13 protein-coding genes and 1 riboswitch are annotated in these 12,492 nt (G+C 70.8%); of the genes, 4 read left to right on the top strand and 9 right to left on the bottom strand.

Annotated elements, in window-relative coordinates:
* Positions 1-337: 337 nt before the first annotated feature.
* Positions 338-949 (bottom strand): methyltransferase family protein, encoded by a 612-nt coding sequence (locus tag QSK22_RS28445; protein ID WP_285497498.1) that lies wholly within the window; start codon positions 947-949, stop codon positions 338-340.
* Between the two features lie 40 nt (positions 950-989).
* A complete protein-coding gene (locus QSK22_RS28440; protein ID WP_285497497.1) occupies positions 990-1,337 on the bottom strand; it encodes an ArsR/SmtB family transcription factor in 348 nt (115 codons plus the stop codon).
* 103 nt (positions 1,338-1,440) lie between these two features.
* On the opposite strand from QSK22_RS28440, the gene QSK22_RS28435 reads away from it, so the two are divergent.
* On the top strand, positions 1,441-1,857 hold the full coding sequence (locus QSK22_RS28435) for a hypothetical protein (protein ID WP_285497496.1): 417 nt from the start codon (positions 1,441-1,443) through the stop codon (positions 1,855-1,857).
* Between the two features lie 51 nt (positions 1,858-1,908).
* On the opposite strand, the gene QSK22_RS28430 is transcribed toward QSK22_RS28435, so the two are convergent.
* Positions 1,909-2,379 carry a GNAT family N-acetyltransferase gene (locus QSK22_RS28430; RefSeq protein ID WP_285497495.1) on the bottom strand — a complete coding sequence of 157 codons (471 nt, stop codon included), beginning with the start codon at positions 2,377-2,379 and terminating at the stop codon, positions 1,909-1,911.
* A 144-nt stretch (positions 2,380-2,523) separates the two neighbouring features.
* Between QSK22_RS28430 and QSK22_RS28425 the strand changes: the two genes are divergently transcribed.
* Entirely contained in the window at positions 2,524-2,853 is a 330-nt protein-coding gene (locus QSK22_RS28425) for a WhiB family transcriptional regulator (RefSeq protein ID WP_285497494.1), read from the top strand.
* 4 nt (positions 2,854-2,857) lie between these two features.
* Here QSK22_RS28425 and QSK22_RS28420 read toward each other — a convergent pair whose 3' ends face one another.
* On the bottom strand, positions 2,858-3,802 hold the full coding sequence (locus QSK22_RS28420; protein ID WP_285497493.1) for an NADPH:quinone oxidoreductase family protein: 945 nt from the start codon (positions 3,800-3,802) through the stop codon (positions 2,858-2,860).
* A gap of 116 nt (positions 3,803-3,918) precedes the next feature.
* Here QSK22_RS28420 and QSK22_RS28415 point away from each other — a divergent pair, with 116 nt between their 5' ends.
* Positions 3,919-4,557, top strand: a complete 639-nt coding sequence (locus QSK22_RS28415) for a rhomboid family intramembrane serine protease (protein WP_285497491.1) — start codon at positions 3,919-3,921, stop codon at positions 4,555-4,557.
* A gap of 3 nt (positions 4,558-4,560) precedes the next feature.
* On the opposite strand, the gene QSK22_RS28410 is transcribed toward QSK22_RS28415, so the two are convergent.
* The 5 genes from QSK22_RS28410 to QSK22_RS28390 form a co-directional block, all read right to left on the bottom strand.
* Complete coding sequence (locus QSK22_RS28410; RefSeq protein WP_285497490.1) at positions 4,561-5,331, bottom strand: SDR family oxidoreductase; 771 nt, start codon at positions 5,329-5,331, stop codon at positions 4,561-4,563.
* A 72-nt stretch (positions 5,332-5,403) separates the two neighbouring features.
* Positions 5,404-6,864, bottom strand: a complete 1,461-nt coding sequence (locus tag QSK22_RS28405) for a hypothetical protein (protein WP_285497489.1) — start codon at positions 6,862-6,864, stop codon at positions 5,404-5,406.
* 40 nt (positions 6,865-6,904) lie between these two features.
* Positions 6,905-7,690 (bottom strand): sporulation protein, encoded by a 786-nt coding sequence (locus tag QSK22_RS28400; RefSeq protein ID WP_285497488.1) that lies wholly within the window; start codon positions 7,688-7,690, stop codon positions 6,905-6,907.
* 139 nt (positions 7,691-7,829) lie between these two features.
* Positions 7,830-8,156 (bottom strand): DMT family transporter, encoded by a 327-nt coding sequence (locus tag QSK22_RS28395; RefSeq protein ID WP_285497487.1) that lies wholly within the window; start codon positions 8,154-8,156, stop codon positions 7,830-7,832.
* Between the two features lie 37 nt (positions 8,157-8,193).
* Positions 8,194-8,265, bottom strand: a riboswitch (guanidine-III (ykkC-III) riboswitch).
* Between the two features lie 478 nt (positions 8,266-8,743).
* Positions 8,744-10,075, bottom strand: a complete 1,332-nt coding sequence (locus tag QSK22_RS28390; RefSeq protein WP_285497486.1) for a UDP-glucose dehydrogenase family protein — start codon at positions 10,073-10,075, stop codon at positions 8,744-8,746.
* 523 nt (positions 10,076-10,598) lie between these two features.
* Here QSK22_RS28390 and QSK22_RS28385 point away from each other — a divergent pair.
* A complete protein-coding gene (locus QSK22_RS28385; RefSeq protein ID WP_285497485.1) occupies positions 10,599-12,431 on the top strand; it encodes an acyl-CoA dehydrogenase in 1,833 nt (610 codons plus the stop codon).
* Positions 12,432-12,492 lie beyond the last annotated feature (61 nt).

Here is a 12,492-nt window from a genome sequence, read left to right as displayed (position 1 = left end):
CGTCTGCCTGTGGTACGGCACCTACACCGGCCACTTCTGGGCGATGATCCAGGACGCACGCGGCGACCGCTTGATCGAGGCATCGTCCTTCGCGCAATTCTCCGAGTACCTCACCGAGGCCCTTTACCCGCGCCCCAACACCCCCACCCCGCCGCCACGCCCAGCACCGCTCTGACCTGCGCACTTGCACAACCGCCGGACTGCTGCAGAATTCACCCTGTGCCGCCATGCGCAAGCGGTGCCCACCTGGGGCTTTACCCTCGGGCCGCGTCATCACCCTGGAGGTATCGCAAACTGGCCGCGATGACTGGTCCCCAACTCACTGGGGCGGGGTCGTCTAAGCGGGCGTGCGGTCGCGTCCTATACCGGGGAGGAAACGGCCGACCCTGGCGGCATAGCGGATGTAGGCCTCGCCGTGCACGCGTCGCAGGTAGGGCTCTTCAACGGCGCGAACCTGCATTTCAATCGACCCGACGGTGAGGACGAGGCCGGCGAGTGACACCAGGTTCGGGACCATGGCCGCCAGCCCCACCGCCGTTGTGATCATCGCGGTGAAGATGGGGTTGCGGGCCAGCGCGAATGCTCCGCCGGTGACCAGGGTGGTGCGCTCGTCCTCGTCCACGCCGATGCGCCAGGACGCGCCCATCGAAACCTGCGCCGCGAGGGTGGCGGCGACGCCGAGCATGGCCGTCGCCAGCCCGCCGATGTGCACGGCCTGCCGATCGAGGGCGTCGACGGGGGACAGGCCGAGGAGTTCAGCGACCGGGCCTGCGGCAACGGCGAGCAGGGCCGCGATGAACAGAATCCGGGCCCACCACTGCACGGTGCCGCGCCGGAAGCCGGTGCCACGAAACCCGGTGTCACCGGTGCGGCGCCACTGCACCCAGGTGCGCAGCCCGAATGCCAGCAAGGCCCACACCGCATAAATGACAAGCGCGGTAAGCGCCATCGGTTCTCCTTCGTCGCCGGATGACGGGTCGGAGCGCCGGTCAGCAGCATCCCTGCTGCTCGGCGTCCGGGCAGGTGCGGTCGGCAGCCACCGTCAGCACGGCGTCGAGCAGATCATCCAGGGCGTGCCCGAGTCTGGCGTCGGCCAGTTCGTAGCGGATCCGGCGGCCTTCGGGTACGGCGACCACCAGGCCGCAGTCCCGCAGGCAGGCCAGGTGGTTCGACAGCCGGGTGCGGGAGATCCCCAAGGCCTCGGCCAGGTCGGCCGGGTGGGCGGGAGCGTCGCGCAGGGCCAGCAGAATGCGGCACCGGATCGGATCGGCCAGCGCCCGCCCGAACCGTGCGAGGGCGTCCAGGTCATCGGCCAACGCGGTGGTGACGTTCGGCATGTGGCGGACGATACACGATGTCGTGGATTCATGAAACCCTGAACTCGCATTCGCGTGCTGCTCCCGCCCGCGGCCTGGGTGGCCGGCCATCACGTTCGTTGTCATGAACGCGAACGAAGGCATGGCGGCCGTCACCGGTGGCGCTGCGGCCCTTGACCGCGCCGACGTGGCAGATCAAAGGAACCGGCCGGCGGGCCTGCTGATGCGGTCAAACGTCGTCTGTGCCCCGTCGGCGCGCAGCGTGTGCAGCGGTGGGGTGCCTGCCATGCCGTCAACGAGAAATCCTGTAGGGGCCAGCCGCGTAGAACCTTCGATCGATGGCATCGTCCGGCATCTGACGCCGCATGACGGCGGCATGGTCGCGGACATGCCGCATCTGAGCGGCCGTCAGGCGCCGGACGTCCCACAGCAGCGCTGCCACGTCGGCGGCGGGGTCCTTGGGCGGAGAGTTGTCGGGCAGGCGATGCCGGTGATCGCGGAGAGACCGCCGGTAGGGAAGTCCAGCAGGGTGGCCAGGTGACCGGGGTGGGGTCGCGGTAGATCGTTGGTCAAAAAGGTCCCGTGGCGGCGTTTAGGTCTCGTTCAGGTGGTACTTCATGCCCGTATGGGACGGGCGGAAGCCGAGTTTCTGGTAGAAACGGATCGCCTCGGGACGGCGGCGGTCCGTGGTGAGCTGGACGATGCGGCAGCCGCGCGCACGGGCCTGCTCGACGGCCCAAGCGATCATTGCTTGGCCGATGCCGTGGCCGCGCTGGTCGGTGGCGACGCGGACGCCCTCGATCTGGGCGCGTTCGCCGCCCTGGCAGGTCAGGCTCGGGATGTAGGTGAGTTGCAGCGTGCCGACGATGGCGCCGTCCACTTCGGCGACGATGACGGCGTTGCGGGGGTCGTCGGCGATGGCCTCGAAGGCGCGCACGTAGTACTCGGGGAGCGCCTCGCCTGGCGATTCGCGGGTGGCGCCGAGGCCGTCGTCGGTCAGCAGGCCGACGATTTCCGGCAGGTCGTCGCGGGTGGCCTCGCGGATGGTCGGACTGGGACGCACCGTCCCAGGCTAACGGCGGGTCGATCCGGCCAGTCGGTCACCATGACTTGTAGTACTACGGCCTGTAGTACTACGTTGTGTTCGACAAGCTTTCCCACCCCACAGCCTCCGGTGCCGGCCCTCCGGACATCGGCGGGAGAGACCATGTTCAACAGCGACAACGACGAGCACTGGACCGACCACGCCATCTGCCGGGGCGCCGATCCCGACCTGTTCTTCCCGATCGGCTACGGTGCGCCCGTTCTCCAGGAGCAGATCGCGGCGGCCAAGGCGATCTGCGGCAACTGCCCGGTCACCGCCGATTGCCTGTCCTGGGCGCTGCGCGTGGGCGAGCCCGACGGGATCTGGGGCGGGACGACCCCGGAGGAGCGCCGCTACCTGCGTCGCGAGGCGGACGCCCCGGCGCGGCGCCGACTGCCGGTGATCTCGGTACGCGGCGACGTGGAGGAGCACCGCGCCGACCAGGCCGCCTGACCGGCTAGGGGATCAGGGCGATCTTGCCTGCGGTCCGGCGATGAAGGAGGTCCTCCAGGACGGCGGGAGCCGCGTCCAGAGGGTGTGTCCGCGGCGCCACCGGGTCGGTGACCAGATCGAGCGCTGCGTTCAGCAGGGCGCGCTGCTCGGCCTGATGCGTCAGCGACCAAGCGCCCCAATCGACGCCGACGACCGTGCGGTTGCGCAAAAGCACCTGGTTGAGGGGGAGTGACGGGATCTCGCCGGAGGCGAAACCGATCACCAGGTAGCGGCCGCCCTCCCGCAGGGCGCGCAGAGCCGGGTCCGCCAGGGCCCCGCCGACCGGATCGACCACCAGGTCGACGCCGCCCTGCGACCATTCCCGCGCGGACGTCTTGACGTCGTCGGGGCCGGCCGCCGCCTCGGCCCCGGCGGCCAGCGCCAGCTCCCTTTTGCCCGGAGTGGACGCGACGGCCAGCACGCGGGCGCCCAGCGCCGTCGCCACCTTGACCGTGGCGAGGCCGACGCCGCCGCCCGCGCCCAGCACCATCACCGTCTCCCCGGACGCCAGGCCGCCCCGCTCGTGCAGCGCGAACAACGCAGTGCAGTGGCTCTGCGGGAACGTCGCCGCGCGCGGCGCGTCCAGGTGGTCGGGGATCGGCACCAGCGTGGCCGCGGGAACGGCCACCTGGGACGCGAAGCCGCCTCCGAAGCAGCTGACGAGCACACGCGTGCCCACCGCCGGGCCGTCCGCGTCAGGCCCGAGCGCCGCGACGGTTCCGGCGACTTCGGTGCCCGGCACGTAGGGCAGCGGCGGTTTGATCTGGTAGCGGCCGTGGACGAGCAGCGCGTCCACGTAGTTGACCCCGGCCGCCGCCACGTCCACGAGCGCCTGTCCGGGTCCGGGCTCGGGCGGGTCCTGCTCGCGTACGACGACGGACCCGAACTCCTCACACACCACCGCGCGCATGCGCCCCACTATGACGGAAACCGAATGACGTTCGCCACAGTGGGCGGGGCACAGCGCCACCCCCTGGTTCGTTGAGAGTGGTGACGGGAACGTCTTTCACACCTACGGTGGCGCACATGAGCTATTCCCCCCAGCCGCAGGAACGGCACCGTTCCGAAGGGCTCGCCACGCACGGCGTGCGGGCCCTCGGCGCGGTCGTACTGGTCGGCGCGGTCACCGCCGTCATGTGGGTGCTGGAGATCTTCGACTACGTCGTCGGCGGACGGCTGGACGCGTTCGGCATCCAGCCGCACGACGTCGACGACCTGCCGGACATCTTCACCGCACCGTTCATGCACGGCGGCTTCGGCCACCTGATCGGCAACACCGTGCCGTTCATGATCCTGGGTTTTCTGGCGGCGGCGCGCGGGATCGCCAAGTTCCTGGCCGCCAGCCTGGTGATCATCGTGGTGGGCGGCCTCGGGGTGTGGTTCACCAGCTCGGCCAACACCCTGGGCTCCAGCATCCTGATCTTCGGCTTCTTCGGCTACCTGCTCGGCCGCGGCCTGTTCGAACGGCACCTGCTGGACCTGGCGATCGCCGCCGCGGTGGTGCTGCTGTACGGCGGGCTGATCTTCGGGGTGCTGCCCAGCGACCCGGGGATCTCCTGGCAGGGCCACCTGTTCGGGATGATCGGCGGCGTGCTCGCCTCCTGGCTGCTGCGCCGCCGCCGTCAGCCCGAGCCCGCCGCCCCCGCCTACCGGGCCGGTTACTGACCCTCAGCGGGGACGCACCGTCACCTCGGTGACGGCCGCGTCGCGCGGCGTCTCCAGGGCGGCCACCAGCACGCGTGCCACCGTGGCCGGCGCGGCGAAGTCGCCGGCGTCGTACGGCTGCCCCTCCTGCGCGCGGACGCGCCGCTGCATCCCGGTCGCGGTGCGGCCGGGGAAGACGGTCGTCACCCGCAGCAGCGGTTCCTCGGCGCGCAGCGAGTCCGCCAGCGCCCGCATGCCCCACTTGCTCGCCGCGTAGGCCGACCAGTTCGGGTTCGCCCGCAGCCCCGACGTGGAGTTGACGAACACCACCTGCCCCTCCGCGGCGCGCAGCGCGGGCAGCAGCAGCCGCGTCAGCTCCGCCGCCGACACCAGGTTGACGTTCAGGTGCTCCTGCCACTGGTCGGCGTCCAGCTCGGCCACCGTGCCCAGGTGGACGACGCCCGCGCAGTGCACCAGGCCGTCCAGCCGGTCGGGCAGCCCCGTCGCGGCCAGCGCCGCCTCCAGTCGGCGCGGTTCGGCCAGGTCGAGCGGGACCGTGCGGATCGACGCGCCCGCGGCGGTGGCGGCGCGCGCCGCGGCCCCCGTCTCCCCGTTGCGTTCGCGGACGATGACCTGCGTCGGCGCGTGCGCCCCGCCGCGCAGCGACGCCGCCAGCGCGTCCAGCCGCGCCGCCGACCGGCCGGTCAGGATCAGGTCGTGCCCGCGGTCGCGCAGCAGCTCGGCGACCGCGGTGCCGATGCCCCCGGTCGCCCCGGTGATCAGGTAAGTCCCCATGACGTCCCATTCTCGGCGATGCACGACGGCGGGGGCGCCCCCCGCCGGCGGCCGGTATGCCCGGCGGCCCGGTCAGCTGGGACGCAGCACGCGGGTCACCCCGGCGATCAGCGCGGTGGCCAGGATCCACCCCGTGGCGACCAGCGCATACGCCACCCAGCGGGACCAGCCGGACGGGTCGAACGCCTGCTGCTGCCCGAACGTGTCGATCGGGATCAGCAGGTCCAGTGTGTAGACGAGGGCGTGGTAGTCGGGCCGTTCGTCCGGAGGCTTGATCGGATGCGGCTTGTCGGCCGAGAACACCGCCGTGCCGAGCGTCACCAGGACGGCGAACCAGCCGAACGCCAGCCACGGCCGGTAGCCGTACCCGACCGTCCAATCCAGCAGGTACCCCCACGCCTTGCCGATCGGGTTGGTCAGATGGCGGCGGCGGGTGCGCAGCTTGGCCAGCTGCACCTTGCGGGCGAGGTCGTCGTGGCCGATGCCGTGGTACCAGGCGGCGAGCTGCTCGTACGGCTGCAGGTGGAACTGCTTGTCGCGGTTGACCCAGTTCAGCCGGTCGCGGAAGGTGCCGCCGCGCAGGCTGTCGTAGACGAGCCCGTTGAGGTACAGCTCGTCGGGCCAGATGGACGGGTCGTCCACGATCAGGCCGATCCGGGAGTACGACAGCGACACCCGGCCCTCGATCCGGCGCTGCGGCCACAGGATCAGCTCGTCGGCGTGCAGGTGGCTGGCGTGCAGCGCCATCCGTGTCGGGTCGCCGGAGTCCAGGACGGCCTTGGAGAACGACAGGATGCCGTTGACCCGGGCGCTGCGCAGCCGCACCGTGCCGACGGCGGTGAAGCCCCTGCTGAACTCGGCGGTGTCCTCGACGGTCATGTTCTGCGCGTCCAGGGCCAGCCGCCCCGGATTGCGCAGCGCGGTGCCCTCCATGAACAGCCCGCCGTTCATGCGCGCGCCGACCAGCCGCATCCCGCCGGTGATCTGCGCGTCCCGGATGAACGCGCCGACCTCGACCACCATGCCGCCGCTGAACACCGCCCACTTGGCCGGGTCGGTCTCGGTGATCACGGTGCGGGTCATCCGCAGCCCGCCCATGAGCTGGGCGCGCGGCAGCCGCACCTCCCCGTCGATCACCGAGCGGGACAGGCTGAGATAGCCGTCGGCGTGCAGGCCGCCGCCGTCGAACCCGGGCATCCGGCAGTCCGACAGGCGCAGCTGCCGGGTGCGAGCGTTGGAGAAGTCGGGCTGCTCGACCAGGCGGCAGTGCTCCAGCCGCAGCTCGTGCTCGACCGTGCCGCCCGACACGTCCAGCCGTCCGATGATGTACGCGCCGGTGAGCCGGACGGCGGGCACGTACCCCTCGCGCGGCTCGCACGCGCCGAGCAGCAGCTGCCTGATCACCTCGGCGCGGACGATGCGCCCGGGGTCCGGACCGGCCGGACGGTCGTCCCCGAGGACCACGCGGGCGCCCGTCGGGAACGCCGCCCAGAGCCGTTGTTCGGTTTCGCTGAGTCCGGGGGGTTGTGTCACGTGGTTCAGTCTCCTCTGGTGGGCGCCAACCCCCCGCCGGTCAGAAGAGGCCGCGGCGCCGTGCCGCCTGCTGCAGGTAGGAGTCGAGCTGCTGCTCCCAGTTGGTGTTGTTGACGGTGGCGTAGTCGACGGTGAAGCGGGCGAACGAGTCGTGTCCCTCGGTGAACAGCCCACCGCGCTTGTCCAGCTCCAGGACGACCTCCATCGACTGCGGGTACGACACGAAGGTCACTTCGAGCTGGTTGATGCCGCGGACGTACTGCGTCGGCGGGTAGAACTCGATCTCCTGGTAGAACGGCAGCTCCTGGTGGACGCCCCAGATGCGGCCCTTCTCGCAGTCGGCGTTGCGGAAGTGGAAGCCGAGGTTGGCGAAGGCGGTGAGGATCCGCTCCTGCGCGGGCAGCGGGTGCACCGCGATCGGGTCCAGGTCGGTGGCGTCGACGGCCCGCGCGACCTCCAGCTCGGTGGCGACGCCGACGGTGGTGCCGTGCAGAGGCCGCCCGTAGAAGTGCGTCAGCGGCGCCTCCCACGGGATGTTCAGCTGGAACGGGATGCTGTGCCGTGCGCCGTCGTCCAGCCGGAACGGCCCGGCGATCTGCACCTTGGCGTACTCCAGGTCGGACTGGTACTCGCTGTCGCCGGACTCGACCTCGACGCGGGTCTTCAGAGCCAGGTTGACGCCCTTGATGTCGGAGTCGTGCTCGCCGCCGATGACGGTCACCTCGCCCGTCACCACCCCGCCGGGCGTGGTGTTCGGGTTGTGCAGGACGGTTTCGACCTGCGGGCCGCCGACTCCCAGCGCCTGCATCAGCTTCTTGAAGACCACGTCGTTTCTCCCCTCCCGAGAGATCGGGACGCTATCGCGTCCTCGCCAAGTAGACGCGAACAGGGGAATGTGCGTTCCCGGCGCGGCCGCGGACGGCCACGGACAACCTCGGACGGCGACGGACGGCCGCGGGCGCAGCTCAGTGGGCGCCGCCGCCGGCCAGGTTGAGCCCGACGACCCCGGCGACGATCAGCGCCAGCGCCGCGATCCTGGCCACCGAGACCTGGTCGCCCATGAACAGCATGCCGAGCGCGGCGGTGCCGACGGCCCCGATGCCCACCCACACCGCGTAAGCGGTGCCGACGTCCAGCCTGTTCAGCGCCAGGCTGAGCAGGCCGAAACTCACGGCGGCGAACACCGCGAACCCTATGGACGGCAGCACCTGAGTGAAACCGCGGCTGGCCTTCAGCGACAACGCCATGGCCACTTCGAACAGCCCGGCGACGATGACGAGGACCCAGGCCATGTTCCCACCTTTCCGGACAAGATGAGCCGATCACTTCCACGCGTCGTCTTGTCTTGACCGGGTACGGCGCGCTCCTCGTCCGGAAGGGCATGCAGCCTCACGCCCTCACCCCTAATCCAACCAAAAGCCCACCCCAGCCCTTCCCCAGGGGCAGACCCTCCACCCAGGGATCTCGGCCTTCGAGCGCTCGGGGGCTCCTGGGGAGCAGGAGCGGCCGGGGGCGTGATGTTCCCAGCCCGCGTTGCGCCACCGGGCCGTGTCGTGGGCATGCCGCCTGTCCGCGATGTGCCGGTGTGCCCGGGAGGTTTGGCCTTTCGGGACTGGGGGCGCTCGGATGTTCAGGAGCGGTCCGGGGCGTGGTGTTCCCTGCCCGCCTCGTGCCGTTGGCGCGCGTGCTGGGCGTGCCGCCTGTCCGCGATGTGCCGGTGCGCCTGGGAGGCTCGGTCCGAGGGCTCCGGCCTCCCGGGCGCTTGGAGCGCGGCCGGAAGTGTGGGGCTTCTGGCCTTGCTCGTGCTGGTGGGCTGTGGCCTGCCGCTTGTTCGCGATGTGTGGTGGGTTAGGGAGGGGCGGCTTTTGAAACCTGGGGGTTAGGAGCGGCCCAGGGCGCGGTACTCCCAGCCCGCTTCGCGCCAGCGGGCGGCGTCCAGGGCGTGGCGGCCGTCCACGATGCGGCGGTGGGCGACGACCTCGGCCAGGGCGTCCGGGTCGATCTCGCGGAACTCCGACCACTCGGTCAGCAGCACCACGACGTCGGCGTCGCGGGCCACGTCCATGGCGTTCTCGCCGTAGCGCAGCTCGGGGAAGGCGCGGCGGGCGTTGTCGAGTGCGGCCGGGTCGTAGACCCGTACCTGCCCGCCCAGGCCGTGCATGGTACGTGCCACATCGAGCGCGGGCGCGTCGCGGATGTCGTCGGAGTTGGGCTTGAAGGCCGCGCCCCAGCAGGCGATGCGGTGCCCGGAGATCTGGCCGCCGAGCAGCTCGCGCACCAGGTCGACGGTGCGGGCGCGGCGGCGCCGGTTGATCGCGTCCACTTCGCGCAGGAACGAGACCGCCTGGCCGACGCCGATCTCCTCGGCGCGGTGGGCGAACGCGCGGATGTCCTTGGGCAGGCAGCCGCCGCCGAAGCCGAGGCCGGGCTTGAGGAACTTGCCGCCGATCCGGTCGTCCAGGGCCAGCGAGTCGGCCAGGTCCTTGACGTCGGCGCCGACCGCCTCGCACACCTCGGCCATCGCGTTGATGTAGGAGATCTTGGTGGCGAGGAACGAGTTGGCGGCCACCTTGACCAGCTCGGCCGTGGCCAGGTCGGTGCGGATCACCGGGGTGCCCTGGTCCAGGATGGGCCGGAACGCCGCCCGCAGCTGCGCGTCGGCCCAGTCGGAGGCGACCCCGAAGACCAGCCGGTCGGGGTGCATGGTGTCGTCGACGGCGTAGCCCTCGCGCAGGAACTCGGGGTTCCACGCCAGCTCGACGTCCGTGCCCGCGGGCGCCAGCCGCTGCAGCCGCTCGGTGAGCTCGGCGGCGGTGCCGACCGGGACGGTCGACTTGCCCACCACCAGGGCCCGGCGGGCCAGGTGGGGGGCGAGGGAGTCGATCGCGGCGTTGACGTAGGACAGGTCGCAGGCGTCCGAGCCGGGCTGCTGCGGGGTGCCCACGCAGATGAAGTGCACGTCGCCGAACTCCCCGGCCTCGGCGAAGGAGGTGGAGAAGCGCAGCCGGCCCGACTCCAGCGCCTTGGTGAGCAGTTCGGGCAGGCCGGGTTCGAAGAACGGCACCTCGCCGACGGCCAGTTTGGCGATCTTACGCTCGTCCACGTCGATGCCCAGGACGTCGTAGCCCAGGACGGCCATGCAGATCGCGTGGGTGGCGCCGAGGTAGCCGGTGCCGATGACGGTGAGCCTCGGGGACTCCGTCGGGTTCATGGGCGTTCTCCTTGTCGGGTACGGGGTGCGGCTGCGGGCGCCGGGTCACCGACGGAAACGACGGCCAGATAGCCGATCCTGCCTCAGCACGGCCCCGCGTTCGAACCCCTGACCCGGACGGTTAAGCGTCCGGCAGCCGATTCCGAGGCGCATTCGGTCTCCGGCGGCCGGCGGTGCAAGGGCGGCGCGGTGCCGTGAACCTCCTCGTTGTGCGCTTGCCCAGGGGCTCGGCGGTGGATCCGACAAGGGTGTACCCGGTGTCTGGCGTCCTGTTGCGGGCGTGATGAACGGTTTTCGGGCGACCTTACGGCACTGTGTGATTTGTATCACTTTTCGCCGTTGTCGCCCGATGTCTAGTGGCCTGTCGTCCGGAATCGCATTCGGAATGTGTGGTCGACACTGGTTACCAGTGGGTAGCATTGGAGGTGTTACCGACCAGTACGTTACGAACGCCATACCGTCACCCGGGAGGTCGGTCGGGGTCGTTGCCCGCCGCCGCCACCGGCCAAGGCAAGGAGCTTCGATGGGGCACTACAAGAGCAACCTCCGGGACCTGGAGTTCAACCTCTTCGAGGTCCTCGGACGCGGCGAGGTCCTCGGCACCGGACCCTTCGCCGAGGTGGACGCCGACACCGCCCGCAGCATCCTGGAGGAGGTCGAGCGGCTGGCCTCCGGCCCGCTGGCGGATTCCTTCGCCGACGCCGACCGCAACCCGCCGGTCTTCGACCCGGCCACCGGCTCGGTCACCATGCCGGAGAGCTTCAAGAAGTCCTTCCAGGCGTGGATGGACGCCGAGTGGTGGCGGCTGGAGCTGCCCGAGGAGCTCGGCGGCAGCAACGCGCCCCGCTCGCTGATCTGGTCGGTCGCCGAGATGGTTCTGGGCGCCAACCCGGCCGTCTGGATGTTCGGCAGCGGCCCCGCCTTCGCCCGGCTGCTGCACCAGATCGGCACGCCCGAGCAGAAGCGGTTCGCCGAGCTGGCCATCGAGCGGCGGTGGGGCTCCACCATGGTGCTGACCGAGCCGGACGCCGGCTCCGACGTCGGCGCGGGCCGTACCAAGGCCGTGGAGCAGCCCGACGGCACCTGGCACATCGAGGGCGTCAAGCGCTTCATCACCTCGGCCGAGCACGACATGGCCGAGAACATCTTCCACCTGGTCCTGGCCCGTCCCGAGGGCGCCGGCCCGGGCACCAAGGGCCTGTCGATGTTCCTGGTGCCCAAGTACCTGGTCGATCTGGAGACCGGAGAGCTGGGCGACCGCAACGGCGTGTACGTCACCAACGTCGAGAAGAAGATGGGCCTGAAGGTCTCCACGACCTGCGAGCTGACCTTCGGCGAGAAGCACCCCGCCATCGGCTACCTGGTCGGCGGCGTGCACGACGGCATCCGGCAGATGTTCATGGTCATCGAGCACGCCCGGATGATGGTCGGCACCAAGGCCATCTCCACCCTGTCCACCGGGTACCTGAACGCGCTGGAGTTCGCCAAGGAGCGCGTCCAGGGCGCGGACATGACCCGGATGACCGACAAGACCGCCCCGCGCGTCACCATCACCCACCACCCCGACGTGCGGCGCAGCCTGATGACGCAGAAGGCCTACGCCGAGGGCATGCGGGCGCTGGTGCTCTACACCGCCACCTACCAGGACGCGGTGCAGATCGCCGAGCACGAGGGCCGCAAGGACGAGCAGGCCGCCAAGCTCAACGACCTGCTGCTGCCGATCGTCAAGGGCTTCGGCTCCGAACGCGCCTACGCCCTGCTCGGCTCGGACTCGCTGCAGACCTTTGGCGGCTCCGGCTTCCTGCAGGACTACCCGGTCGAGCAGTACATCCGCGACTCCAAGATCGACACCCTGTACGAGGGCACCACCGCGATCCAGGGCCAGGACTTCTTCTTCCGCAAGATCCTGCGCGACCAGGGCGCCGCGCTGACCGCGCTGGCCGACCAGATCCGCCAGTTCGCCGGCGGCGACGCGGGCAACGGCCGCCTCAAGAGCGAGCGTGCCGCCCTCGGCCGGGCCCTGGAGGACTTCCAGGGCATCCTGCAGCCGATGATCGGCTGGGCGATGGCGTCCATGGAGAACCCGCGCGAGCTGTACAAGGTCGGCCTGAACACCACCCGCCTGCTGCTGGCCGCCGGTGACGTGGTGGTGGCCTGGCTGCTGTGCCGCCAGGCCGAGGTCGCGCTGGCCAAGCTGGCCGGCGACGTCTCCGACGCCGACAAGGCGTTCTACCAGGGCAAGGTGGCCGCGGCGCAGTTCTTCTGCGCCAACGTGCTGCCGCGCCTGGCCGCCGAGCGCGCCGCCGCCGAGGCCACCACGCTGGACGTCATGGAGCTCCCCGAAGAGGCCTTCTGACATCGGCCTCCGCCTCCCGGAGTGGTCGCGGGCCCCGTCACCGCCGCCGGTGACGGGGCCC

Origin of the sequence: Actinomadura sp. NBRC 104425 (assembly GCF_030269545.1) — a bacterium.
Taxonomy (GTDB): domain Bacteria; phylum Actinomycetota; class Actinomycetes; order Streptosporangiales; family Streptosporangiaceae; genus Spirillospora; species Spirillospora keratinilytica.
This window is presented reverse-complemented; position numbering and strand designations above follow the sequence as displayed.

Coding starts and splice junctions, on each gene's coding strand:
- QSK22_RS28445 (WP_285497498.1), bottom strand. CDS start 949: ATGGCGCTTACCGCGCTTGTCATTTATGCGGTGTGGGCCTTGCTGGCA.
- QSK22_RS28440 (WP_285497497.1), bottom strand. CDS start 1,337: ATGCCGAACGTCACCACCGCGTTGGCCGATGACCTGGACGCCCTCGCA.
- QSK22_RS28435 (WP_285497496.1), top strand. CDS start 1,441: ATGAACGCGAACGAAGGCATGGCGGCCGTCACCGGTGGCGCTGCGGCC.
- QSK22_RS28425 (WP_285497494.1), top strand. CDS start 2,524: ATGTTCAACAGCGACAACGACGAGCACTGGACCGACCACGCCATCTGC.
- QSK22_RS28420 (WP_285497493.1), bottom strand. CDS start 3,802: ATGCGCGCGGTGGTGTGTGAGGAGTTCGGGTCCGTCGTCGTACGCGAG.
- QSK22_RS28415 (WP_285497491.1), top strand. CDS start 3,919: ATGAGCTATTCCCCCCAGCCGCAGGAACGGCACCGTTCCGAAGGGCTC.
- QSK22_RS28410 (WP_285497490.1), bottom strand. CDS start 5,331: ATGGGGACTTACCTGATCACCGGGGCGACCGGGGGCATCGGCACCGCG.
- QSK22_RS28395 (WP_285497487.1), bottom strand. CDS start 8,156: ATGGCCTGGGTCCTCGTCATCGTCGCCGGGCTGTTCGAAGTGGCCATG.
- QSK22_RS28390 (WP_285497486.1), bottom strand. CDS start 10,075: ATGAACCCGACGGAGTCCCCGAGGCTCACCGTCATCGGCACCGGCTAC.
- QSK22_RS28385 (WP_285497485.1), top strand. CDS start 10,599: ATGGGGCACTACAAGAGCAACCTCCGGGACCTGGAGTTCAACCTCTTC.